The 24,660-nt window shown below is 64.4% G+C and carries 21 protein-coding genes; all 21 read left to right on the top strand.

Annotation, left to right across the window (positions count from 1 at the left end):
• Positions 1-39: 39 nt before the first annotated feature.
• The 21 genes from AB3G31_RS19645 to ftsZ all read left to right on the top strand — a co-directional run bounded on the left by AB3G31_RS19645 (position 40) and on the right by ftsZ (position 24,578).
• Positions 40-1,236, top strand: a complete 1,197-nt coding sequence (locus AB3G31_RS19645) for a class I SAM-dependent rRNA methyltransferase (protein ID WP_367847745.1) — start codon at positions 40-42, stop codon at positions 1,234-1,236.
• Positions 1,237-1,345: 109 nt separating this feature from the next.
• Positions 1,346-2,413 carry a GTP-binding protein gene (locus AB3G31_RS19640; RefSeq protein WP_367847744.1) on the top strand — a complete coding sequence of 356 codons (1,068 nt, stop codon included), beginning with the start codon at positions 1,346-1,348 and terminating at the stop codon, positions 2,411-2,413.
• Between the two features lie 53 nt (positions 2,414-2,466).
• The gene (dksA, locus tag AB3G31_RS19635; protein WP_367847743.1) at positions 2,467-3,177 is read left to right on the top strand and encodes an RNA polymerase-binding protein DksA; all 711 of its coding nucleotides are present in this window, start codon (positions 2,467-2,469) and stop codon (positions 3,175-3,177) included.
• Positions 3,178-3,216: 39 nt separating this feature from the next.
• Complete coding sequence (locus AB3G31_RS19630) at positions 3,217-5,034, top strand: hypothetical protein (RefSeq protein WP_367847742.1); 1,818 nt, start codon at positions 3,217-3,219, stop codon at positions 5,032-5,034.
• Between the two features lie 73 nt (positions 5,035-5,107).
• Positions 5,108-5,656, top strand: a complete 549-nt coding sequence (gene hslV / locus AB3G31_RS19625) for an ATP-dependent protease subunit HslV (RefSeq protein ID WP_367847741.1) — start codon at positions 5,108-5,110, stop codon at positions 5,654-5,656.
• Between the two features lie 3 nt (positions 5,657-5,659).
• Entirely contained in the window at positions 5,660-6,994 is a 1,335-nt protein-coding gene (gene hslU, locus AB3G31_RS19620; protein ID WP_367847740.1) for an ATP-dependent protease ATPase subunit HslU, read from the top strand.
• A gap of 296 nt (positions 6,995-7,290) precedes the next feature.
• Positions 7,291-7,719 carry a division/cell wall cluster transcriptional repressor MraZ gene (mraZ, locus tag AB3G31_RS19615; protein ID WP_367847739.1) on the top strand — a complete coding sequence of 143 codons (429 nt, stop codon included), beginning with the start codon at positions 7,291-7,293 and terminating at the stop codon, positions 7,717-7,719.
• A gap of 9 nt (positions 7,720-7,728) precedes the next feature.
• A complete protein-coding gene (rsmH, locus tag AB3G31_RS19610; protein WP_367847738.1) occupies positions 7,729-8,682 on the top strand; it encodes a 16S rRNA (cytosine(1402)-N(4))-methyltransferase RsmH in 954 nt (317 codons plus the stop codon).
• On the top strand, positions 8,679-8,963 hold the full coding sequence (gene ftsL, locus AB3G31_RS19605) for a cell division protein FtsL (RefSeq protein ID WP_367847737.1): 285 nt from the start codon (positions 8,679-8,681) through the stop codon (positions 8,961-8,963). The genes rsmH and ftsL overlap by 4 nt, the downstream gene beginning before the upstream one ends.
• Positions 8,960-10,690: a peptidoglycan D,D-transpeptidase FtsI family protein gene (locus AB3G31_RS19600; protein WP_367847736.1), complete on the top strand. Its 1,731-nt coding sequence runs from the start codon at positions 8,960-8,962 to the stop codon at positions 10,688-10,690. The genes ftsL and AB3G31_RS19600 overlap by 4 nt, the downstream gene beginning before the upstream one ends.
• Positions 10,690-12,186, top strand: a complete 1,497-nt coding sequence (locus AB3G31_RS19595) for a UDP-N-acetylmuramoyl-L-alanyl-D-glutamate--2,6-diaminopimelate ligase (RefSeq protein ID WP_367847735.1) — start codon at positions 10,690-10,692, stop codon at positions 12,184-12,186. Before AB3G31_RS19600 ends, AB3G31_RS19595 begins: the two co-directional genes overlap by 1 nt.
• Positions 12,183-13,571, top strand: coding sequence for a UDP-N-acetylmuramoyl-tripeptide--D-alanyl-D-alanine ligase (gene murF / locus AB3G31_RS19590; protein ID WP_367847734.1), 1,389 nt, complete (start codon positions 12,183-12,185; stop codon positions 13,569-13,571). Before AB3G31_RS19595 ends, murF begins: the two co-directional genes overlap by 4 nt.
• Entirely contained in the window at positions 13,561-14,739 is a 1,179-nt protein-coding gene (gene mraY / locus AB3G31_RS19585; RefSeq protein WP_367847733.1) for a phospho-N-acetylmuramoyl-pentapeptide-transferase, read from the top strand. The genes murF and mraY overlap by 11 nt, the downstream gene beginning before the upstream one ends.
• Before the next feature lie 4 nt (positions 14,740-14,743).
• A complete protein-coding gene (murD, locus tag AB3G31_RS19580) occupies positions 14,744-16,339 on the top strand; it encodes a UDP-N-acetylmuramoyl-L-alanine--D-glutamate ligase (protein ID WP_367847732.1) in 1,596 nt (531 codons plus the stop codon).
• Positions 16,336-17,604: a putative lipid II flippase FtsW gene (ftsW, locus tag AB3G31_RS19575; RefSeq protein ID WP_367847731.1), complete on the top strand. Its 1,269-nt coding sequence runs from the start codon at positions 16,336-16,338 to the stop codon at positions 17,602-17,604. Before murD ends, ftsW begins: the two co-directional genes overlap by 4 nt.
• Positions 17,605-17,689: 85 nt before the next feature.
• Positions 17,690-18,769 (top strand): undecaprenyldiphospho-muramoylpentapeptide beta-N-acetylglucosaminyltransferase, encoded by a 1,080-nt coding sequence (murG, locus tag AB3G31_RS19570; protein WP_367847730.1) that lies wholly within the window; start codon positions 17,690-17,692, stop codon positions 18,767-18,769.
• The gene (murC, locus tag AB3G31_RS19565; protein ID WP_367847729.1) at positions 18,766-20,190 is read left to right on the top strand and encodes a UDP-N-acetylmuramate--L-alanine ligase; all 1,425 of its coding nucleotides are present in this window, start codon (positions 18,766-18,768) and stop codon (positions 20,188-20,190) included. The genes murG and murC overlap by 4 nt, the downstream gene beginning before the upstream one ends.
• Positions 20,191-20,195: 5 nt before the next feature.
• Positions 20,196-21,152, top strand: coding sequence for a D-alanine--D-alanine ligase (locus AB3G31_RS19560; RefSeq protein WP_367847728.1), 957 nt, complete (start codon positions 20,196-20,198; stop codon positions 21,150-21,152).
• 2 nt (positions 21,153-21,154) lie between these two features.
• Positions 21,155-21,958, top strand: a complete 804-nt coding sequence (locus tag AB3G31_RS19555) for a cell division protein FtsQ/DivIB (protein ID WP_367847727.1) — start codon at positions 21,155-21,157, stop codon at positions 21,956-21,958.
• 15 nt (positions 21,959-21,973) lie between these two features.
• The gene (gene ftsA, locus AB3G31_RS19550) at positions 21,974-23,203 is read left to right on the top strand and encodes a cell division protein FtsA (RefSeq protein WP_367847726.1); all 1,230 of its coding nucleotides are present in this window, start codon (positions 21,974-21,976) and stop codon (positions 23,201-23,203) included.
• A 163-nt stretch (positions 23,204-23,366) separates the two neighbouring features.
• Positions 23,367-24,578 carry a cell division protein FtsZ gene (ftsZ, locus tag AB3G31_RS19545; RefSeq protein WP_367847725.1) on the top strand — a complete coding sequence of 404 codons (1,212 nt, stop codon included), beginning with the start codon at positions 23,367-23,369 and terminating at the stop codon, positions 24,576-24,578.
• The last annotated feature ends 82 nt before the right edge of the window (positions 24,579-24,660 follow it).

Here is a 24,660-nt window from a genome sequence, read left to right as displayed (position 1 = left end):
AAATGCGCCTGCGCCGGTAAAGCGGTGACAATCCGCCCCATGAAAACCATCCGTCTCCGTGAAGGCAAAGAGCGCTCTTTGCAGCGCCGCCACCCCTGGATTTTTGAATCTGCCATCGCCCGGGGCGGTGCCGACGCAGGCGAAACCGTGCGCGTCGAGTCCAGCGAAGGCCAGTTTCTGGCCTGGGCGGCGTTCAGCCCCAGCTCCAAGATCCGCGCACGCGCCTGGAGCTTTGACGAGGCCCAGCGCATAGATGCTGCGTTTTTTATAGCTGCTGTCGCCCATGCCATAAGCGCTAGGGCCCGATTTGACATCAATAGTGACGGCATGCGCCTGATCCACGGCGAATCCGACGGCCTGCCCGGGCTGATCGTGGACCGCTACGGCGACACGCTGGTGGCGCAGTTTTTGTTTGTCGGGGTGGAGCGCTGGAAAGACGTCCTCATCGACGCCATCCTGGCCGCCACCGGCCTGACCAAACTATACGAGCGGTCCGACGCCAGCAGCCGCGCCCTCGAAGCCCTGGAGCCCGCCACCGGCTGGCTGCGCGGCGAGGGCCCGACCGAGCTGACCATCCAGGAACACGACTGGCGCCTCACGCTGGACATTGCCGAGGGCCACAAAACCGGCTTCTACCTGGACCAGCGCGACAGCCGCCAGAAGATGGCCCGCTACGCCCAGCGCCTGCAGTTCCAGCGGGTGCTGAACTGCTTCAGCTACACCGGGGGATTCACCGTGGCGGCCTTGGCAGGCATGCGTGCCGGGGGATCCATGGGCCACGTGACCTCCATCGACTCGTCCGGCCCGGCGTTGGAGCGGGCGGCGGCCAATGTGGCGCTGAACGGTTTTGCGCCCGAGTGCGCCACGTTCATGGATGCCGACGTGAACGCCTCGCTGCGCCAGTTTGCTGCGCAGGGCCAGAGCTTTGACTGCATCGTGCTGGACCCACCCAAGTTTGCCCCCACGGCGGCCCATGCCGACCGTGCGGCCCGGGCCTACAAGGACATCAACCGCCTGGCCTTCAAGATACTGGAGCCGGGCGGCGTGCTGTTCACCTATTCCTGCTCGGGCGGCATCAACGCCGACCTGTTCCACAAAATTGTCGCCTCGGCGGGCATCGATGCGGGGGTGGACGGTTATATCAGCGAGCGCCTGGGCGGCGCACCCGACCACCCGATGACGGTCAACTTCCCCGAGGGCGAATACCTCAAAGGCCTGGTGATTTTGCGTAAATGAGCCGCCGCGGATGCGGATTGAATTGGCCGCTACACTCCCCACCTGTTAATTTCCACGAAATCGGGTGGGCCGCGCGGCCCCCGGTGAAAAGTTAGCAATGAAAGAACCTATGGCACTCATTCCCGCCACCATCCTGACCGGCTTTCTGGGCTCAGGCAAAACCACGCTGCTCAAGCGCGTGCTGACCGAAGCCCACGGCCAGAAGATCGCCGTCATCGAGAATGAATTTGGCGAAGAGAATATCGACAACGAAATCCTGGTGTCCGAGCCCGGCGAGCAGATCATCCAGCTCAACAACGGCTGCATCTGCTGCTCCATCCGCGAAGACCTGCGCGCCACCCTGAGCCTGCTGGCTGCCAAAAAACGCAAGGGCCTGCTGGACTTTGACCGTGTGGTCATTGAAACCACCGGCCTGGCCGACCCCGGCCCGGTGGCGCAGACCTTTTTCATGGACGATGAGATTGCCGAAAGCTACCTGCTGGACTCGATCCTGACCCTGGTGGATGCCAAGCACGCCGCCACCCAGCTCAACGAACGCCAGGAAGCCCGCCGCCAGGTGGGTTTTGCCGACCAGATCTTCATCAGCAAGACCGACCTGGTGGAGCCCGCCGAAGTCGATGCGCTCATCCACCGCCTCAAGCACATGAACCCGCGTGCGCCGCAAAAAGCCGTGCATTTCGGCGAAGTGGCCCTGAGCGAGGTGTTCGACCTGCGCGGCTTCAACCTGAACGCCAAGCTCGACATCGACCCCGACTTCCTGAAAGAAGACGACCACGCCGGCCATGACCATGCCGAGGGCGAACACTGCGACCACCCCTCGCACAGCCATGACCATGGCGCTGAGGATGGGCATGGCGGTGGGCACCACCACCACCATGACGACGACGTGCAGAGCTTTGTCTTCAAGTCCGACCGGCCCTTCGACCCGGCCAAGCTGGAAGACTTCCTGAGCGCCATCGTCAATATTTACGGCCCGCGCATGTTGCGCTACAAAGGTGTCTTGAATATGCAGGGTACCGAGCGTAAAGTCATTTTCCAGGGCGTACACCAGCTGATGGGCAGCGACCTGGGCCCGGAATGGGCTGCAGGCGAAAAGCGCGGCAGCAAAATGGTGTTTATCGGGATCGAATTGCCCAAGGACATCTTTTTGCAAGGCATGGAACAGTGTTTGGTGTGACACACAGAACCAAAATGATGCAGATTGCGGGACGCTAAAGCCCCGCGCCAACCATGAGTACTACCAAAGTGACCACAGCGCCCAAGCCCACCCCCGCCCCCGTGGCGGCTGCTACCGAAGCCCCCGCGGCGGCGCAGACCAGTCCCCGCTACACGTCGATTCCGGCCAAGAGCGTGCGTCCTTCGTCGCGCCTGGCGCAGCTGACGGTGCCATCCATGGCGCCTGCAGTCGCGTCCACCGCGGCCAAGTCCAGCTACATGCAGAGCGCGCCTGAGCCGATGATTGCGCCGCCGCCCCACGTGGCCGCCAAGAAAGACCCCAAGCTGGCGAACAACTGGAAGACCACCCCGGCCGACCAGTTGACCGATGCCGAAGTCCTGGCCATGCCCGACTCCGAGTACATGAACGAAAAGCAGACTGCTTTCTTCCGCCTCAAGCTCACGGTGCTCAAGCAGGACATGCTCAACAATGCCGGTGAAACCACCGAGCATCTGCGCGAAGACACCGTGGTCGTGCCCGATCCGGCCGACCGTGCCACCATCGAAGAAGAGCACGCCCTGGAGCTGCGCACCCGTGACCGCGAACGCAAGCTGCTCAAGAAGATCGAGCAATCCATCAACCGCATCGACGCGGGCGACTATGGTTACTGCGACGAAACCGGCGAACCCATCGGCGTGGGCCGCTTGCTGGCCCGCCCCACGGCCACGCTGTCGCTGGAAGCCCAGCAGCGCCGTGAGCTGAAACAGAAAATGTTCGGCGACTGATCCCTCGGTATCTCAACCTGCTGCTGCGCTGCTGCCACCATGCCACCAAACGAACCTTCGGGTCTGCTGTCAAAGGTCGTCAAGTTCGTCCGCAATCCCACGACGAACTGGTCCGACCTGGACCAGCCCGAGCTCGACAAGGAAAGCCAGTACAGCAAGCAGATGCTCAAGGAGATGATTGAGCGAAAAAAGCGCAACGACTTCGTGCGCCGCCGCGAGTTTGACCAGCTGCGCAAGCTGCGCCAGCGCGAGGCGCATCCTTCGTCCGACGCGGTAGAGCGGCCCTCCTTCTTCCAGAGCAGCATGCAGTCCAAGCTGGACGACCGCGCCGGCACGATCAAAAAGATCGACGACATCGAAGCGCAAATGTCCCGCCAGTGGTGGAAGGCCAAAGATACCGGCGCGAGCCAGCCGGTGCGGCTGTCGGGCCATGCCGGTTTGCAGCCTGCTCAGCCCCTGCATCCTCCTGGCCAGACCCGTGCCTACGCCGCCACCGAGCCAGCCCCGCTGCCTACCCAGGCGGCGGCCCGCCTGTCCAATGCCTATGCACCCACCGATATATCGCCGTTGCGCGACGAGCGGGCATGGAACCCGCCGCCACCGAGCGCCGAGCCGGTGGTGGACATGCTGGCCGCGCTGGACCACAGCCTGAACCTGGATTTTGACTTTGGGGTTCCCGAAACGGCCCAGAAAGCGGCCGAGTCTGTACCCCTGGATCTGGACTTGCCCGATCTGGACACGGGTGTCTACGAACACAACCCCGAACTGGAAGAGGCCGCCATCCGCTTTGCCAATGGCGACATCGCGGGGGCCGAGGAGGCTCTTTTGACCTTGCTCCGGCAGCACCCCGTACCACCGGCCCGCGGCGAGGTCTGGGCGGCGCTGTTTGACCTGTACCGTGCCACCAACCAGCAAGACCGTTTTGACACCGAAGCCATCGATTTCGCGGGCCGTTTTGGACGCACTGCGCCCGCCTGGTTTTCGATCCCCGACCAGGCCGGGTTGCCGCCGGAAAGTATTGCGCTGCCGAACGTGGCGGCAGCAGGGCACGGGGGGAGCTTCACCTGGGCCTGTCCAGCTGTTTTGAGTGCCACATCCGTTGCCAGCCTGCAAGCCGCCCTGCAATTACGAGCCCCCGCGTCGGTGCAGATCGGCTGGGCCAGCCTGGGCGTGGTGGACAGTTCTGCCGTGCCAGGACTGGTCGAGGTTTTTGAAACATGGGCCGAGCAGCCGGTGCAACTGGTCTTTGCCGACGTGGAGCACTTGCAAGACGTTTTGAAGGGCCACACCATGTCGGGCGATGCCACGGCCCACCCGCAGTGGTGGCGTGTGCGCCTGGCGCTGCTGCGCATATTGCATAGCCAGGATGCCTTTGACATGGTGGCGCTGGAATACTGCATCACCTACGAGGTCTCGCCACCAGCCTGGCAGGCCGCACTCTGCAGTTTTGTCGTGCTGGATGCTCCGGACAAAGTTGGGCCACGGGAGACGGTCGGCGTGTCCACCTTTGGTTCATCCGATTTCAAGGACTCCGATGCGGGCATACGCACCCTGTCTCCGGGTTTGTCCACCGCTCCGGTGTCCCGGGGGGCCTTGTCGGGCCTGGTGTTGGGCGATGCCTCGCAGGCCTTGGCGGTGGTGGATGCCCAGTCGGGCGGTAGTGCACTGGTGGTGGTGGCCTGCGACACCCTGGTGCGCATTGACTTTTCGGCGGCGGGTTCGGTGCTGAACTGGACTGCCGAGCAGCATGCGGCGGGCCGCCAGGTGCAATTTACCGGGTTGCACCGCCTGGCGGCCATTTTCTTCAATGTGATTGGCATCAACGAAAACGCAACGGTCGTTCCGCGCCGGAACTGAACGTTCGCCCCGGCGCCGCACCTGGTGCACCGGGTGCGCTTGCTTTCATCGCCCCCACCCTTATCTAGACCCCATGGAACAATTTCACGGCACCACCATCATCAGCGTGCGCCGCCAAACCCCCAACGGCGTGCAAGTCGCCATTGGCGGCGACGGCCAGGTCACGCTGGGCAACATCATCATCAAAGGCACGGCCCGCAAGGTTCGCAAGCTGCACCACGACCGCGTGTTGGCGGGCTTTGCAGGCGCAACCGCCGATGCCTTTACCTTGTTTGAGCGCTTTGAGGGCAAGCTTGAAAAGCACCAGGGCCATCTGGTCCGCGCCGCCATCGAGCTCACCAAAGACTGGCGCACCGACCGCGTGCTGCGCCGCCTGGAAGCCATGTTGGCCGTGGCCGACAGCACTGCGTCCTTGATCATCACCGGCAACGGCGACGTGCTGGAGCCTGAGCATGGCATCGTGGCTATCGGGTCGGGTGGCGCCTACGCCCATTCGGCGGCCAAGGCGCTGCTGGACAACACCGAGTTGACAGCCTCCCAGATCGTCAAAAAATCGCTGGAGATCGCGGGCGAGCTGTGCATCTACACCAACATGAACCACATCATTGAAACCCTGGACTGAACCATGTCCTCCATGACCCCCCAAGAAATCGTTGTCGAACTGGACAAGCACATCGTTGGCCAGCACCAGGCCAAGCGGGCGGTAGCGATCGCCCTGCGCAACCGCTGGCGCAGGCAGCAGGTGGCCGAGCCACTGCGCCATGAGATCACACCCAAGAATATTTTGATGATCGGCCCCACCGGTGTGGGCAAGACCGAAATCGCCCGCCGCCTGGCGCGCCTGGCCGATGCGCCCTTCATCAAGGTCGAGGCCACCAAGTTCACCGAAGTGGGTTATGTGGGCAAAGACGTGGATGCCATCATCCGCGACCTGGCCGACATCGCCGTCAAGCAAACCCGCGAGGCCGAGATGCGCAAAGTGCGCGCCCGTGCCGAGGACGCTGCCGAAGACCGTATTCTGGATATTTTGATCCCCACCGCGCGCGGCCTGGAAGTGCATGGCCACACCGCCGATGCGCCGGACAGCGCGGCCCGCCAGAGTTTTCGCAAAAAGCTGCGTGAACACCAGTTGGACGACAAGGAAATCGAACTCGACCTGGCCGATGCCAAGGCGCAGATGGAGATCATGGGCCCGCCTGGCATGGAAGAGATGACCGAGCAGTTGCGCGGCATGTTCAGCCAGCTCGGCCAGACCAAGCGTAAAACCCGCAAGCTGCCGATTGGCGAAGCCCTGAAGCTGCTGGTCGAAGAAGAGGCCGCCAAGCTGGTCAACGAGGAAGACATCAAGACCCAGGCCATCTTCAATGCCGAGCAGAACGGCATTGTCTTCATCGACGAAATCGACAAGGTCACCTCGCGCAGCGAAGGCAACGGGGCGGAGGTGTCACGCCAGGGCGTGCAGCGCGATTTGCTGCCGCTGGTGGAGGGCACCACGGTGTCTACCAAGTACGGCACGGTCAAGACCGACCACATCCTGTTCATCGCTTCGGGCGCGTTCCATTTGAGCAAACCCAGTGATTTGATCCCCGAGCTGCAAGGGCGGTTTCCGATCCGGGTGGAGCTGCAATCGCTGTCGGTACAGGATTTTGAAGCGATTTTGGTGCAAACCCATGCCTCGCTGGTCAAGCAGTACCAGGCACTGCTGGCCACCGAAGCTGTGACATTGGCGTTTTTGCCCGAGGGCATCACCCGATTGGCGCAGATCGCGTTTGACGTAAACGAGCGTACCGAGAACATCGGTGCGCGGCGTTTGTCCACCGTGATGGAGCGCTTGCTGGACGACATCAGCTTTGATGCCGCTCGGTTGGCCGGGCAAACGGTGGTGGTCGACGCTGCCTATGTAGACACCCGACTCCAGGAACTGAGCAAGAACGAAGACCTGTCGCGGTATATTTTGTGACACCGCCAAGGTGCGCGTTCTGGCAGTGGGTGACCGGTCATCTTTGTTACACCTGATGCATCGGTTTCATTCGGCACATTCACAAACCTCTCTAAGTGCTTAATTTTTAACGTTTTTTGCGCAAATCGACATGCAACACTGAGGCTAAGTCATTGATTTAATTGAAAAAATACTGCGCTGCCGGTGGGCGCAGTCTTTTTTTCCTGATACAGTGCAAAAAAGTGCAATTAAGTGGTGAAAAGTGCCTTCGCATCGTCCATTTGGTTGTCACTCAATAGCAAGGGTGGGCAGTTGTTGTGTTTCAAGGGGCTTCGTCTCTCAGTCTGGATGCCAAGGGGCGGCTCTCTGTGCCGACCCGGCACCGTGACGTGCTGAGTGCGACGGCGGGCGGCCAACTGACCATCACCAAACACCCCCATGGTTGTCTGATGCTGTTTCCGCGCCCCGAGTGGGAGAAATTCCGCGAGCGGATTGCCGAACTGCCCATGTCTGCCCAGTGGTGGAAGCGCATCTTCCTGGGCAACGCCATGGATGTGGAGATGGACAGCACGGGCCGGGTGCTGGTGTCGCCCGAGTTGCGCGAAGGCGCAGGCATCCAGCGCGAGACCGTGTTGCTGGGCATGGGGCGGCATTTTGAGTTGTGGGACAAAGCCACCTACGACGCGCAAGAAGCCAAAGCCATGCAGGGCGAGATGCCCGAAGTGTTCAAGGATTTTTCTTTCTAAGGCCCTACGGTGGATACGTTGTGGAAACATACCACCGTCTTGTTGGATGAAGCAGTTGATGCTCTTCTCGACAAGCCGGACTCTTCAACCCACAGCGCCGATGGCGCTGTGGCTACTTACGTCGATGCCACTTTCGGTCGCGGCGGGCATTCGCGCCTGCTGCTGTCCAAGTTGGGCCCCCAGGACCGCCTGATCGCTTTCGACCACGACCCGGAAGCGATTGCCGAGGCCGCCACCATTACCGACCCGCGGTTTTCCATCCGCCACCAGGGCTTTCGCCATCTGGATACCTTGCCAGACGCCAGCGTGGCGGGGGTGTTGATGGACCTGGGTATCAGTTCGCCGCAGATCGACAACCCGGTGCGCGGCTTCAGTTTTCGGTTCGACGGCCCACTCGATATGCGCATGGACCCCACGCGCGGCGAGAGTGTGGCCGAGTGGCTGGCAACAGCCGAGGTTCAACAGATCGCAGAGGTGGTACGTGACTACGGCGAAGAACGGTTTGCTGGGCCCATTGCAAAGGCGATTGTTGCTCGCCGCCAAGAACGCGGCCCTTTATCAACCACCACTGAACTGGCCGAACTCGTGGCTAGCGCGGTCAAAACCCGTGAAGCGGGCCAAAACCCAGCCACGCGGACATTTCAGGCTTTTCGGATTTTCATCAATGCCGAACTGGAAGAGCTGCAACTCGCGCTAGACGCCAGCCTGCGGGTGCTGCAGCCGGGCGGCCGTCTGGTGGTGATCAGCTTCCATTCGCTGGAGGACCGCATCGTCAAGCAATTCATCGCCAAACACGCGCGTGAAGTGGTGGACCGCCGCGCCCCGAGCTGGATGCTGGGCGGCACCACGCTGATGAAGCTGGAAGCGTTGGGCCGGGTCAAACCCAGCGCGGCCGAAGTGGCGGGTAACAAGCGTGCACGCAGCGCGGTGATGCGCGTGGCCCGCAGGACGGCTGCGCCATGACCCGGTTGAACCTGGTGCTGATGCTGGCGGTGGTCGCCAGTGCGCTGTACCTGGTGCGGGTGCAGTACGACTCGCGCAGCCTGTTTGTCGAGGTAGACCGGGCTATCGCCCTGTCGCTCAAGCTGGAAATTGAAAACGAGCGCCTGCAGGTCGAAAAACGCGCCCAGGCCACGCCCCTGCGGGTGGAAAAGCTGGCCAAAGAGCAGCTGCAGATGCGCACCAGTACGCCCGCTATCACCCAGTATGTGACGGTAGAACCCGTTGCGGTGAAGACGCCATGAGCCGCAGCGTACGTTACACGTCCAGCCCCTTGCTGGCCAGCCGAACACCGGTATGGCGCAGCAAGCTGGTCGTGGCCGCCATTGCCATCGGCTTTATCGGGCTGACCGCCCGTGCCGCCTACATCCAGGTGATTGGGAATGCCTTCTTCCAGCGCCAGGGCGAGGTGCGCTTTGCCCGCACGCTGGAGCTGCCCGCCAACCGCGGCCGCATTCTGGACCGCAACGGCCTGATCTTGGCTTCCAGCGTGATTGCGCCCAGTATCTGGGCGATTCCCGAAGACGTCGATGCCGACCCGGAAAAAATCAAGAAACTGGCCAAGCTGCTGGAGATGCCGCTGGCCGACCTGAAGAAAAAGCTGGACGAGGACAAGAGCTTCGTGTGGATCAAGCGCCAGGTGGACGAACCCGTCACCCAGGAAGTGGCGGCGCTCGGCATCAAAGGCATTTATTTGCGCAAGGAATACAAGCGCCAGTACCCCGAAGGGGAAGCCATTGCCCACGTGGTGGGCTTCACCGACGTGGAAGACAACGGCCAGGAAGGCATTGAGCTGGCTTTCAACAAGGACCTGGGCGGCAAGCCCGGTTCGCGCCGGGTCATCAAAGACCGCATGGGCCGGGTGGTGGAAGACATCGGCGACCAGGTGCCGCCGGTGGATGGCCGCGAAATCCAGCTCAGCATCGACAGCAAGGTGCAGTTTTTCGCCTACCAGAAGCTGCGCGATGCGGTGCTGGCCAACAAGGCCAAGGCGGGCAGCGTGGTGGTGCTGGATGCCATCACCGGCGAAGTGCTGGCGCTGGCCAACTACCCCAGCTACGTGCCCGACAAGCGCAAGAACCTCACCGGGGAGCAGTTGCGCAACCGCGCCCTGACCGACACCTTCGAGCCGGGCTCCACCATGAAGCCCATCACCGTCGGCATGGCGTTGGAGGCGGGCCGCATCACGCCGCAAACCATCATCGATACCTCGCCGGGCCGCTACACCGTGACGGGCTCTACCATTACCGATACCCATAACTACGGTGCGTTGACGGTGGAAGGCGTGATCCAGAAATCTAGCAACGTGGGTGCCACCAAAATCGCCCAGCGTATGACCCCGCATGAAATGTGGGACACCTACACCGCCGTCGGCTTTGGCCAGAAGCCGCAGATCAGCTTTCCCGGCGCGGTGTCAGGCCGGTTGCGGCCCTGGAAGACCTGGCGGCCCATTGAGCAGGCCACCATGTCCTACGGCTACGGCTTGTCGGCTTCACTGTTCCAGATGGCGCATTCGTACACCGTGTTTGCCCACGACGGCGAAATCATTCCGGCCACCATGCTCAAGACGGACGAACCGGCGGTGGGCGTGCGGGTGTTTTCGGCACACAACGCCGCCGCCATCCGAAAAATGTTGCAAATGGCCGCAGGCCCGGGCGGCACCGGCCCGCTGGCGCAGACCGTGGGCTACTCGGTGGGGGGCAAATCCGGCACCGCGCACAAGCAGGTCGGCAAAGGCTATGCCAGCAACAAATACCGCGCCTGGTTTACGGGCATGGCCCCGATCAACAAGCCGCGCATCATCGTTGCCGTGATGGTGGACGAACCCAGCGCAGGCTCCTACTTTGGCGGTATTGTGGCCGCCCCGGTGTTCAGTGAAGTGGTGCAGCAAACCCTGCGCATGATGGGCGTGCAACCCGACCTGGACGTCAAGGCCCAAGTGGTCTCCAAAGCTGTGGACGAGTCGTTCTGATGCTACAACTCCATACCCCTATTGAGGCTGTGGCCTGGTTGCGTAGCCGCGTCACCGGCAGCCTGCAAGTGGATAGCCGCGCCATCCAGCCGGGTGACGGTTTCATTGCCTGGCCGGGCGCCGCCGTCGACGGTCGCCAGTTTGTGCAGGCCGCCCTGGCCCAGGGTGCAGCCGCCTGCCTGGTCGAGCAGGAGGGCTGCGAGGCCTTCGGCTTTGCCAGCGATGCGGTCGCCAGCTACAGCGGCCTGAAAGCCGCCACCGGCCCCATTGCCGCGGCCTATTGCCAGCAACCGAGCGACAGCCTGGATGTGCTGGCGATCACCGGCACCAATGGCAAAACCTCCACCGCCTGGTGGTTGGCACAGGCGCTATCAAAAACGAAGCTGTTCACGCTTGCCCCGTGTGCGATGGTGGGCACTTTGGGCATTGGAATTCCCCCCGATGTGCTGAGCACGGGTCTGACGACCCCCGACCCGGTGCGCCTGCAGCAGGCGTTCCGTGGCTTTGTGGACTTGGGCCTGGGCGCATGCGCGATAGAGGCCTCCAGCATTGGTATCGTCGAACGCCGCCTGGACGGCACCCGCATCCGCGTTGCCGTGTTCACCAATTTCACCCAGGATCACCTGGACTACCACGGTAGCACCGAAGGCTATTGGCAAGCCAAGGCCGAGCTGTTCCGCTGGCCCGGTCTGCAAGCCGCCGTGGTGAATGTGGACGACCCGCAAGGCGCGGAACTGGCTGCTTCGTTGACCGGCTTGGACGTGTGGACGCTTTCCTGCCGCCACATTGCGCGCCTGCAGGCCGACAACATCCGCTACGAAGCCGGTGGCCTGTGCTTCGAGGTCGTGGAGGGTGGTGCGCGCCACAGCCTGCGCACCGCCGTCATCGGCCAATACAACGTGGCCAACCTGCTGGGGGTGATTGGTGCCATGCGCGCCGTGGGCGTACCGCTGGAAGAGGCCGTGCTAGCCTGCCACGGCCTGCTGCCGGTACCCGGCCGCATGGACTGCATCAATCCGACCGGCCAGCCGCTGGTGGCGATTGACTACGCCCACACCCCAGACGCGTTGGATAAGGCCTTGCTGGCCCTGCAGCCGCTGGCGCAGGCGCGCGGCGGCAAGCTGTGGTGCGTGTTTGGCTGCGGCGGCGACCGCGATGCCGCCAAACGCCCGCTGATGGCCGCCGTGGCCGAGAAGAATGCCGACCTGGTGCTGGTCACCAGCGACAACCCGCGCAGCGAAAAGCCCGAGCACATCATCAGCCAGATCTTGCTGGGTCTGAGCCACAACGCCTGCGTACACGTGCAGGCCGACCGCGCCCTGGCCATTGCCGAAGCCATTGCCCAGGCTGCGCCTGCCGACGTGGTGCTGCTGGCGGGCAAGGGCCACGAGACAACGCAAGAGGTGGCAGGCGTGAAGCATGCCTTCTCGGACAAGGCCCATGCCGAAGCTGCCCTGGCCCTGCGTGGTATCGGTAGCCAAGGAGCCGCCGCATGATGACCCTGCTACAGGCCCTGGATCTGCTCCCGGGCGCACGACTGGTCGGTGACGGCACGGTTGCCATCGCCCGCGTGCACAGCGATACCCGCAGCGTCCAAGTTGGCGACCTGTTTGTGGCCCTCCAGGGCGACACCTTTGATGCCAACACCTTGCTGGCCCAGGCGCAAGCCAGCGGTGCCGTGGCGGCCCTTTGCCACCGTGGCTACGCGCTGCCTGGCTTGCCGTGCATCGAGGTGGCCGACACCCTGGCCGCACTGGGTACCCTGGCCAGCGGCTGGCGCGCCCAGTTCCGCCTGCCGCTGATTGCGGTGACCGGCAGCAATGGCAAGACCACCGTGACGCAAATGGTGGCCAGCATCCTGCGTGCGGCCCAGCCCGAGGCCTTTTTAGCCACCCAGGGCAACTACAACAACGCCATCGGCGTGCCGCTGACGCTGCTGCGCCTGCGTGCCCACCACCGGTTGGCCGTGGTAGAGCTGGGCATGAACCACCCCGGCGAAATTGCGCTGCTGGCCGCCATGGCCCGGCCTACCGTGGCCCTGGTCAACAACGCCCAGCGCGAGCATCTGGAATTCATGCAGACGGTGGAAGCCGTGGCCCACGAAAACGGCAGCGTATTGGCGGCCCTGCCCACCGACGGCGTGGCCGTGTTCCCTGCCGAAGACAGCTTTTCTACCCTCTGGCACAGCATGGCCGCGCCCCGCCGCTGCCTGCAGTTTGCCGTAGGTGTGGCGGATGTGTGCGCCGACGCGCCAGTGTGGGCCGAAGGTGCCTGGCAAGTCCATGCGCGCACCTCCGCCGGGCCGCTGGACTACGCCTTGCATATCGCCGGCCTGCACAATGTGACGAATTCTTTGGCCGCTGCCGCCTGTGCCTTGGCCGCAGGCGTGCCGCTGGCCGCCATCGCCCAAGGGCTTGCAGGCTTCGAGCCGGTCAAAGGCCGCTCCAAGGCCTTGGCTGTGCACATCGGTGGCCGCACCCTGACCGTGGTGGACGACAGCTATAACGCCAACCCCGATTCGGTACAGGCCGCGATTGCCGTGCTGGCCGCTTTGCCCGGTCCGCGCCTGCTGGTGCTGGGCGACATGGGCGAGGTGGGCGACCAGGGCCCGCAGTTCCATGCCGAAGCCGGTGCCCAGGCACAGCGCTGCGGCATCGAGCAGATTTTGACTTTGGGCCCGCTGTCGGCCCACCTGGGCCCGTTTGGCGGCCAGCACTTCGACACCCTCGACGCGCTGCTCGCCGCGGTACACGCCCAGTTGCCCCAGGTGGCCAGTGTGCTGGTCAAGGGCTCGCGCTTCATGCAGATGGAACGGGTCGTCGCCTTTATCCAAAAACAACAACAGCAACAACATTCCGAGGATTCCCCCCGTGCTGCCTAGTCTTGCCCAGTGGTTGCAAACCCTGTCACCCGAGTTCGGGTTCTTTCGCGTGTTCCAGTACCTCACGTTCCGTGCGGTGATGGCCGCCATGACGGCTTTGCTGATTGGCGTGGCTGCAGGCCCGGCGGTGATCCGCCGCCTGGCTGCGCTGAAGATCGGCCAGCCCATCCGGGGCTACGGCATGGAAAGCCACCTGGCCAAGCAAGGTACGCCCACCATGGGCGGGGTGCTGATTTTGCTGTCCATCGCCATCTCGACCCTGCTGTGGGTGGATTTGAGCAACCGGTTTGTCTGGATTGTTTTGCTGGTCACCCTGGGTTTTGGGGCGATTGGCTGGGTGGACGACTGGCGCAAGGTGGTCAACAAGGACCCCGAAGGCATGCGTTCGCGCGAGAAGTACATGTGGCAGTCGCTGATCGGCGTGGTGGCAGCGCTCTACCTGGTGTTCAGCATTTCCGAAAACTCCAACATGCGGGTGCTGGAGCTGTTCTTCAGCTGGGTGCAGTCCGGCTTCGATTTGAGCCTGCCACCCAAGGCCGGCCTGCAACTGCCGTTTTTCAAGGAAGTCAGCTATCCGCTGGGCGTGCTGGGCTTTGTGGTGCTGACCTACCTGGTGATCGTGGGCTCCAGCAACGCGGTGAATCTGACCGACGGCCTGGACGGTCTGGCCATCATGCCGGTGGTGCTGGTGGGCTCGGCGCTGGGCGTGTTTGCCTACGTGACGGGCAGCTCGGTCTACTCCAAATACCTGTTCCTGCCGCACATTCCCGGCGCGGGCGAATTGCTGGTTTTCTGCACCGCCATGGCTGGTGCCGGGCTGGCGTTTTTGTGGTTCAACACCCATCCGGCGCAGGTCTTCATGGGCGACGTGGGCGCGCTGGCGCTGGGCGGCGCTTTGGGCACCGTGGCCGTGATCGTGCGCCAGGAAGTGGTGTTGTCCATCATGGGTGGCATCTTCGTGGTCGAGGCCTTGTCGGTCATGCTGCAGGTCAGTTGGTTCAAGTACACCAAGAAGAAAACCGGCACCGGGCGGCGCATCCTCAAGATGGCCCCGCTGCACCACCATTTCGAGAAAAGCGGTTGGAAAGAGACCCAGGTCGTCGTGCGTTTCTGGATCATCACCATGCTGCTGTGCCTGGTGGGCTTGTCCACCTTGAAGTTGCGCTAAGACCATGCGGCACTTGCAAGACCTCCCCGTGTTGATCCTGGGCCTCGGTGCGTCCGGGCTGGCCATGGCGCGCTGGTGCGCCCAGCATGGCGCGCAGGTCACCGTGGCAGACACGCGCGAGGCCCCACCCCAACTGGCGGCCTTGCAGACCGAAGTGCCCGCAGTGCGTTTCATTGGCGGCGTTTTCAGCGCGGCCCTGGCGCAGGGCGTGCGCGCCGTGTACCGCTCGCCGGGCCTCTCGCCCGAAGTGCTGGCGCCGGTGCTGGCCGAGGCGCAGCGCGCCGGTTTGCCGGTCGGCGGTGAGCTGACCCTGTTTGCCCGGGCGCTGGCCGATTTGCGCCTGGCCCCCGCGGCTGTGGAGCCGCAGCCCGAGCCGGAGGAGGACACCCTCCCTTCCGACGACGACGAAGCCCCCTTGGCCATTGCCGCACCTGCCGTACCGCTGGGCTACCAGCCCGCCGTGCTGGCCATCACCGGCACCAATGGCAAGACCACCGTAACGTCGCTCACCGGCCAGTTGGTGGCCCGCGCGGGTAAAACCGTGGCTGTGGCCGGCAACATCGGCCCCACGCTGCTGGACACCCTGGCGGCCCACATGGCGGCTAACACCTTGCCCGAGGTCTGGGTGCTGGAGCTGTCCAGCTTCCAGCTCGACGCGGCCCAAGGCTTTGAGCCCACCGCCGCCGCCGTGCTTAACCTCACGCAAGACCATCTGGACTGGCATGGCAGCATGCAGGCCTATGGCGCGGCCAAAGCCCGCATCTTTGGCCAGCACGGCCTGATGCTGCTCAACCGCGAAGACCCCGGCGTGATGGCCATGCTGCCCGAGCCGATCCGCGTGCGCCTGCAAAAGCCCCAGTTGCGCCGCTACACCACCTTTGGCGGTGACATGCCCCAGCGCCCCGGTGACTTCGGCCTCGAAGTGGTCAATGGCATGGCCTGGCTGGTGCGCGCCCTGGAAGCCGACGAAACCAAGCGCAAACGCAGCGAAGCCGCAGACGATCTGTACATCCAGCGCCTGATGCCTGCCGACGCACTGCGCATCCGGGGCCGCCACAACGCCGTCAACGCCCTGGCTGCCCTGGCACTGGCCACGGCGGCGGGCTGCGCGCTGGCCCCCATGCTTTACGGCCTGCGCGAATACCGGGGCGAGCCGCACCGCGTCGAGTCGGTCGATACCGTGCGCGAAATCGAATATTTTGACGATAGCAAAGGCACCAACGTCGGCGCCACCGTGGCCGCACTCAATGGCCTGGGGGCCGAGCGCCGCATCGTGGTCATTATGGGCGGCGAGGGCAAGGGCCAGGATTTCAGCCCCCTGGCTGCGCCGGTGGCGCGCTACGCCCGTGCGGTGGTGCTGATGGGCCGCGACGCGCCGCTGATCCGCGCGGCCCTGGCCGACGCGGGTGTCGCCCTGGTCGATGCCGACAGCATGGCCCAGGCGGTGCAACTGGCCAGCCAGCGCGCCCACCCCGGGGATGCCGTACTGATGTCGCCTGCTTGCGCCAGCTTTGACATGTTCAAGAATTACGAGCACCGCGCCCAGGTGTTCATTGAAGCCGTCATGGCCTTGGCCGATGGCGGGGAGGGCGAGGCATGAGCACCCTGTCCCTGCGTCTGCCTGCGCGGTTTCGCGACTGGTTCAAGGGCCTGCCCAAGGCGGCGGCCGATGCCTTGCCGGTCAAGCTCGGGTCCAGCGGCTTCTCGCGCACACCCAGCCAGCCAACCCGTGTGCACGGCTTTGACCAGCCGCTGCTGTGGGTGACCGTGGCACTGCTGGCCTGGGGCCTGGTGATGGTGTATTCGGCCTCGATCGCCATGCCCGACAACCCCCGCTTCGCCAAGTACGACCACAACTTCTTCCTGATCCGGCACGCAGTGTTTCTGTGTGTGGCCTTTGTGGCAGCGCTGATCGCGTTCCAGGTGCCGATGCGCACCTGGGAGCGCTGGGCTCCGTGGCTGTTCATCGTCTCGCTGGTGTTGTTGATCGCGGTGCTGATTCCGGGCGTGGGCAAGGTGGTGTACGGCGCACGGCGCTGGCTGCCCTTGGGGGTGATGAACTTCCAGCCGTCCGAGATGGCCAAGTTTGCCGTTGTCATCTATGCGGCCGACTACATGGTGCGCAAGATGGACGTGAAAGAGAACTTCTGGCGCGCCGTCTGGCCCATGGGGGCGGCCGTGGGCATGGTGGGCGTGCTGCTGCTGGCCGAGCCCGACATGGGCGCATTTATGGTGATTGCGGTGATCGCCATGGGCATTCTGTTTCTGGGCGGCGTGAACGCCCGCATGTTCTTTCTGATCGCCACCGTGCTGGTGGGGGCCTTCAGCATGATGATTGCCTTCAACGACTACCGCCGGGCGCGCATCTTTGCCTACCTGGACCCCTGGAGCGACAGCAATGCGCTGGCCAAGGGCTACCAGCTCACCCATTCGCTGATCGCCATCGGCCGGGGCGAGATCTTTGGCGTGGGGCTGGGCGGCAGCATCGAAAAGCTCAGCTGGCTGCCCGAGGCGCACACCGACTTCTTGCTGGCCGTGATTGGCGAGGAGTTTGGCCTGGTCGGCGTGGTCACGGTGATCTGCCTGTTCTTCTGGCTGGTCCGCCGCATCATGCACATTGGCCGCCAGTCGATTGCGTTAGACCGCCTGTTTGCCGGCCTGGTCGCCCAGGGCGTGGGCCTGTGGATGGGTTTTCAAACCTTCATCAACATGGGCGTGAACCTGGGCGCGCTGCCCACCAAGGGGCTGACCCTGCCGCTGATGAGCTTCGGCGGCTCAGCGATTCTGTGGAATCTGGTGGCTTTGGCCGTGGTGCTGCGCGTTGATTATGAAAACAGGCAACTCATGCATGGAGCCCGTGTATGACATTTGCCTGGTTCACCAAAACAGACAACACCGCGCCAGCGGTGCACGGCGCGGTACGCGACGTGCTGATGCATGGAGCACGGGTATGACGGCGCGCCATCTGGTCGTCATGGCAGCCGGTACGGGCGGACACATCATCCCCGGCCTGGCGGTGGCGCGCGAGATGCAGCGGCGCGGCTGGACGGTCAGCTGGCTTGGCACGCTGCACGGCATGGAGAACAAGCTGGTGCCGCCCTCGGGCATTGCCATGGACCGCATCGCCTTCAGCGGACTGCGCGGCAAGGGCATGGTGCACGCGCTGACCGGCGGCGTGCGCATGCTGGCGGCTTTCTGGAGCTGCCTGCAGATTTTGCGCAAGCGCCACGCCAACGCCGTGTTGGGCATGGGCGGCTATGTCTGCTTCCCCGGCGGGCTCATGGCCTCGCTGCTGGGCAAGCCCCTGATGCTGGTGAACGCCGATGCCGCGCTGCTGATGAGCAACAAGGCGCTGCTGCCGGTGGCCGACCGCGTTGCGTTTGGTTTTGAAGGCCCAGCCACGCAAGGCATACGCCGTGCAGTGGTCACCGGCAACCCGGTACGTGCCGAGATCGAGTCCATCGCTCCGCCCGCCGAACGCTTTGCGGGCCGCCAGGGGCCACTGCGCTTGCTGGTGGTGGGTGGTAGCTTGGGTGCCAAGGCTATCAACGACTGCCTGCCGCAGGCCCTGGCCCGGTTGCCCGCCGACCAGCGGCCCCAGGTGGTGCACCAGACCGGCGTGGCCCAGCAGGCGGCCGTGCAGGCGGCCTATGCCGCGCAGGGTATTTCCGCCCAGGTGCTGCCATTCATCGACGACATGGCCACCGAGTTGGCGCAATGTGACCTCATCCTCTGCCGCGCCGGTGCCGTCACCGTCAGCGAGCTGTGCGCTGCCGGAGTGGCGGCCGTGCTGGTGCCCTTGGTGGTAAGCACCACTTCGCACCAGCGTGACAACGCCACCTGGCTGGCCGACAAGCAGGCCGGTATCTACCTTGCGCAGGCCGAGCTGACACCGCCGCACCTGGCCGACCTATTGACCCGCCTGAACCGCGAGCAGCTGCTTGCGATGGCAACCCAGGCCCGCGCGCTGGCCAAGCCCCATGCGGCGTCGCGCGTTGCCGATGAACTAGAAAGATTGGTGCGTCCATGAAACACGCCGTACGCCACTTGCACTTTGTCGGAATCGGTGGTTCCGGCATGTCGGCCATCGCCGAGGTGCTGCATAAACTGGGTTACACCGTCTCGGGATCGGACCAGTCGGACAGCGCCACGCTGCGCCGTCTGGCGGGCCTGGGCATCACCACCTTCATCGGCCATACCCCGGCCAATGTGCTGGGGGCAGATGCCATCGTCACCTCCACCGCCGTCAAGGCCGACAACCCCGAGGTGCTGGCCGCGCGTGAAAACAAGGTGCCCATCGTGCCGCGCGCACTGATGCTGGCCGAGCTGATGCGCCTGAAGCAGGGCATTGCGATTGCCGGTACGCACGGCAAAACCACCACCACCAGCCTGGTGGCCAGCGTGCTAGTCGAGGCCGGGCTGGACCCGACCTTTGTGATCGGCGGTCGCCTCAACAGCGCTGGAGCCAATGCGCGCTTGGGCACCGGCGACTACATCGTGGTCGAGGCCGACGAATCCGACGCGTCCTTCCTGCACCTGCTGCCCGTGATGGCGGTGGTGACGAATATCGACGCCGACCACATGGAAACCTACGGCCACGACTTCAACAATCTGAAGAAGGCCTTTGTCGACTTTCTGCACCGCATGCCCTTCTACGGCACGGCCATCCTGTGCACCGACGACCCCGGCGTGCGCGCCATCGTCGACGAGGTGACCAACCCCGTCACCAGCTACGGTTTTGAAGAAGGTGCCCAGGTACGGGCCGTGGACGTGCGCGCCGTGGGTGGCCAGATGCACTTTACCGTGCAGCGCCGCAATGGCGTGGTGTTGTCCGACCTGGACGTGGTACTGAACCTGCCGGGCCGCCACAACGTACTGAACGCGCTGTCGGCCATCGCCATCGCCGCCGAGCTGGACCTGCCCGATGCCGCCGTGCAGCGCGCGCTGGCCACTTTCGAGGGCGTGGGCCGCCGCTTCCAGCCTTATGGCGAGCAGCCTGCCAAAGACGGTGGCACGTTCACCTTGGTGGACGACTACGGCCACCACCCGGTGGAGATGGCGGCCACGCTGTCGGCCGCGCGCGGCGCGTTTCCGGGCCGCCGCCTGGTGCTGGCCTTCCAGCCGCACCGCTACAGCCGCACGCGCGACTGTTTTGAGGACTTTGTGCGCGTGATTGGCGAGGCCGATGTGGTGCTGCTGGGTGAAATCTACGCGGCGGGCGAGGCCGCCATCGTCGCCGCCGATGGCCGGGCGCTGGCCCGTGCCCTGCGCGTGGCAGGCCGGGTGGAGCCGGTCTTCATCGACGATATTGCCGCCATGCCGCAGGCCATTGCCGATATCGCCCGTGACGGCGACGTGGTGCTGTGCATGGGCGCAGGCTCCATCGGTGCCGTGCCCGGCAAGGTGGTTGATTTGCTATCGAAAAAAGAGCTGCTTACGCAGGTGGGATGAGCGCTATGACCCTAAATTCTTTAAATCTCGGAAAAGTGGCTGTGCTGATGGGCGGTGCGTCCGCCGAGCGCGAAGTGTCCAAAATGTCGGGCACCGGCGTGCTGGCGGCACTGCGCAGCCAGGGCGTGGATGCGCATGCCTTCGACCCGTCGGAGCGCGATCTGGGCGACCTGAAGCGCGAGGGCTTCGACCGCTGCTTCATCGCCCTGCATGGCCGCTTCGGCGAAGACGGTACGGTGCAAGGCGCGCTGGAGCTGCTGGGCATTCCGTACACCGGCTCCGGCGTAATGGCCTCCAGCATCGCCATCGACAAGGTCATGACCAAGCGCATCTGGCGCGCCGAAGGCCTGCCCACCCCCGGCTGGCTCGAGGTGGACAGCGCCGCCGCGGCCCGCAGCGCCTTCGCCACACTGGGCGCGCCGATGATCGTCAAGCCCGCCCGTGAAGGCTCCACCATCGGACTCACCAAGGTACTGACCTTGGACCAGGTGGATGCGGCCTACGCGTTGGCCGCTCAGCTGGACCCCGCCGTGCTGTGCGAGCAGTTCATCAGCGGCGACGAGGTCACCATTCCGCTGCTGGGCATGGGCACCCAGACCGAGGTGCTGCCGGTGATCCGCATCGTCGCGCCCGAAGGCAACTACGACTACCAGAACAAGTACTTCACCGACACCACGCAGTACCTGGTGCCCTGTGGCCTGCCCGAGGGTGAAGAGGCTGCCATCCAGGCCCTGGTGCGCAAAGCTTTTCTGGCCCTGGGCTGCCGCGGCTGGGCCCGTGCCGATGTGATGATCGACGCGGCCACCCGCAAGCCCTACCTGCTGGAGATCAACACCGCCCCCGGCATGACCAGCCATTCGCTGGTGCCCATGTCGGCCCGCGCCGCAGGCATCAGCTACGAAGCCCTGTGCGTGCGCCTGCTGCAAACTGCGGCGCTGGACTACGCCAAACCGGCGGCCTGAGCATGCAAAAAGTCGCCCCCCCCATGGACGTGAAACTCATGAACGCCACCGCCACGGTGCTGTTCCTGGGTGCGCTCGTCCTCGGGCTGGCGGCGCTGGTGCAGTGGACGGCCCGCCAGCCGCTGTTTGCCATCCGCGGCATTTCGGTGGTGGGCGATGTGGCGCACAACAACGATGTGACCCTGCGCGCCAACCTGGGCGGCAAGATCAAGGGCACCTTCTTTACCGTGGACCTGAACGCCACCAAGGCCGCATTCGAGGCCGTGCCCTGGGTGCGCAAGGCGGTGGTGCGGCGCGAGTTCCCCAACCGCTTGCGGGTGGTGCTGCAAGAGCAGCAGGCCGCCGCCTACTGGGGCGACGACAGCGAGTCCCGCCTGCTCAATACCTTTGGTGAAGTGTTCGAGGCCAACGTGGGCGAAGTGGACCACGACGACATGCCCCGCCTGAATGGCCCGGTGGAGCAGGCGGGCCAGATCCTGGGCATGTACCACACGCTGGCCCCCTTGCTGACCCCGCTGGACATGACGCTGGACCAGCTGACGCTGACCAAGCGCGGTGGCTGGCGCATGCAGACCGATGCCGGTGGCGAGGTCGAACTGGGCCGCGGCACGGCCGAAGAAATTACCCAACGCGTGCAGCGCTTCATCGGCACCGTGGCCCAGGTGGCCAAGGAATATGGCCGCACCGTGGATGCGGTGGAGGAGGCCGATCTGCGCTACACAGAAGGTTACGCCCTGCGCTTGCGCGGCGTGACCACCCTGGCCGCACCACTGCCGGTGCCCAAGACCAAGACAACAGGACATTGAATTACAGGACGCACTATGGCAAAAGAGTACAAAGATTTAGTCGTCGGGGTGGACATCGGTACCGCCAAGGTGATGGTGGTGGTGGCCGAGGTGCTGGCGGGCGGTGAGCTCAAGCTGGCCGGGTTTGGCGTGGCCCCCAGCAACGGCCTCAAGCGTGGCGTGGTGGTGAACATCGACGCGACGGTGCAAAGCATCCAGCTGGCGCTGAAAGAAGCCGAGCTGATGGCCGACTGCAAGATCTCGCACGTCTACACCGGCATCACCGGCAGCCACATCCGCGGCATCAACTCCAGCGGCATGGTGGCGGTGAAAGACCGCGAAGTCACCGCCGCCGACGTGGCCCGCGTGGTGGAAACCGCCAAGGCCATCCACATCTCTACCGATCAGCGCCTGCTGCTGGTGGAGCCGCAGGAATTCATCATTGACGGGCAGGATGTGAAAGAGCCCATCGGCATGAGCGGCATCCGCCTGGAGGCCAAGGTGCACATCGTCACCGGGGCGCAAAGTGCCGCCGAGAACATCATCAAGTGCATCCGCCGCTGCGGCTTGGACGTGGACCAGTTGATGCTGAATCCGCTGGCCAGCAGCCTGTCGGTGCTGACCGAAGACGAGCGCGAACTGGGCGTGGCCCTGGTGGACATCGGCGCGGGCACCACCGACGTGGCCATCTTTACCAACGGCGCGATCCGCCACACCGCCGTGATCCCGATTGCGGGCGACCTGATCACCAGCGACATCGCCATGGCCCTGCGCACGCCCACCAAGGACGCAGAAGACATCAAGGTCGAAAGCGGCTACGCCAAGCAGCTGCTGGCCGATCCGGACGCCCAGGTGGAAGTGCCCGGCCTGGGCGACCGCGGTCCGCGCATGCTCAGCCGCCAGGCCTTGGCCGGCGTGATCGAGCCCCGTGTGGAAGAAATTTATTCGCTGGTGGCCCAGGTGATCCGGGAGTCGGGCTTTGAAGAAGTGCTGTCCAGCGGCATCGTGCTCACCGGCGGCAGCGTGGTCATGCCCGGCATGGTCGAGCTGGGAGAAGACATCTTCTTGAAACCGGTGCGCCGCGGCGTGCCCAAGTACCGCGGCGCACTGTCCGACATGGTCTCGCAGCCCCGCGCCGCTACCGTGATGGGCCTGCTGGAAGAGGCCCGCATCGGCCGCGCCCGCGGCTTCAAGGTGGCGCAGAAAAACGGCTCCATGAAGACGGCAGTCGGCCGCGTCAAAGACTGGTTTGTGGGGAACTTCTGACCATGTGCAGCACCCTCACCCCCCACTCCTTTCCGCGTGGCAGCCCAGCCTCCATGGCGTTGTGGCGATGGCGAACCTGCCATCCCCCCTGGTCCCCGGTCACCCCGTTTCGTTTTTTTGTTTGAAGTAACAGCACCCCATTGACACCATGAAGGAGAACCACATGCCTATCGAAATGATTGAAGTCGAAGAATTTAACCTGGGCACCCAGATCAAAGTGATCGGTGTCGGCGGCGGCGGCGGCAATGCCGTGGAGCACATGATTGGCTGCAACGTCCAGGGCGTGGAGTTCATCAGCGCCAACACCGACGCGCAGGCCCTGGGCCGCAGCGTGGCGCACAAGACCATCCAGCTGGGCCTGAGCGGCCTGGGCGCTGGCAGCAAGCCCGACAAGGGCCGCGAAGCCGCCGAGCTGGCCGTGGACGACATCCGCGCGGCCATCGCTGGCGCGCACATGCTGTTCATCACCGCCGGCATGGGCGGCGGCACCGGCACCGGCGCGGCTCCGGTGATTGCCCGCGTGGCCAAGGAAATGGGCATTCTGACCGTGGGCGTGATCACCAAGCCATTCGACTTCGAAGGCCCCAAACGCATGTCCAACGCCGACAACGGCCTGGCTGAGCTGGAAGCCAATGTCGACTCGCTGATCGTGGTGCTCAACGAGAAACTGCTGGAAGTGCTGGGCGACGACGTGACGCAGGACGAAGCCTTCGCCCACGCCAACGACGTGCTGAAAAACGCCGTCGGCGGCATTGCCGAAATCATCAACGTGCCCGGCCATGTGAACGTCGACTTTGAAGACGTGCGCACCGTCATGGGCGAGCCTGGCAAGGCCATGATGGGTACCGCCGTGGCCGAAGGCCCCGACCGCGCCCGCATCGCCGCCGAGCAGGCCGTGGCCTGCCCGCTGCTCGAAGGCATTGACCTGTCGGGCGCCAAGGGCGTGCTGGTGCTGATCACCGCTGCCAAGGGTTCGCTCAAGCTGAACGAATCCAAGCTGGCCATGAATACCATCCGCGCCTACGCATCGCCGGACGCGCATGTCATCTACGGTACCGCCTACGACGACGGCCTGGGCGACAAGATCCGCGTCACCGTGGTGGCCACCGGCCTGAGCAAGCGCCGTGTGGCGGCCCCGCTGCAGGTGGTGGTGCAACGCACCGGCACCGACAACGTGGGCTTCACCCTGCCAATGCAAGGCAGCGCCAACGGCATGGGCGTGGGCAATGGCCAGCCCGACTACGAGTCGCTGCGCGGCCCGGCAGTGTGGCGCACGCCCAACCGCACCCAGGCCAGCGCCCGGGTGGACGCACTGTCGTCGGGTGGCATGGACGACTACGAGATCCCCGCATTCCTCCGTAAGCAGGCCGATTGAGGGTCTGCGCCCGCCGATCTCGCACTTGTGGCGGGATCGGGGGATGCCTTTTTTTGATCTGTGCCATCAACATTGCTGATCG

This window comes from Rhodoferax sp. WC2427 (assembly GCF_040822085.1).
Classification (GTDB): Bacteria; Pseudomonadota; Gammaproteobacteria; order Burkholderiales; family Burkholderiaceae_C; genus Rhodoferax_B.
Note: the sequence above shows the minus strand (reverse complement) of the source record. Positions and strands in the feature narration are given on the sequence as shown.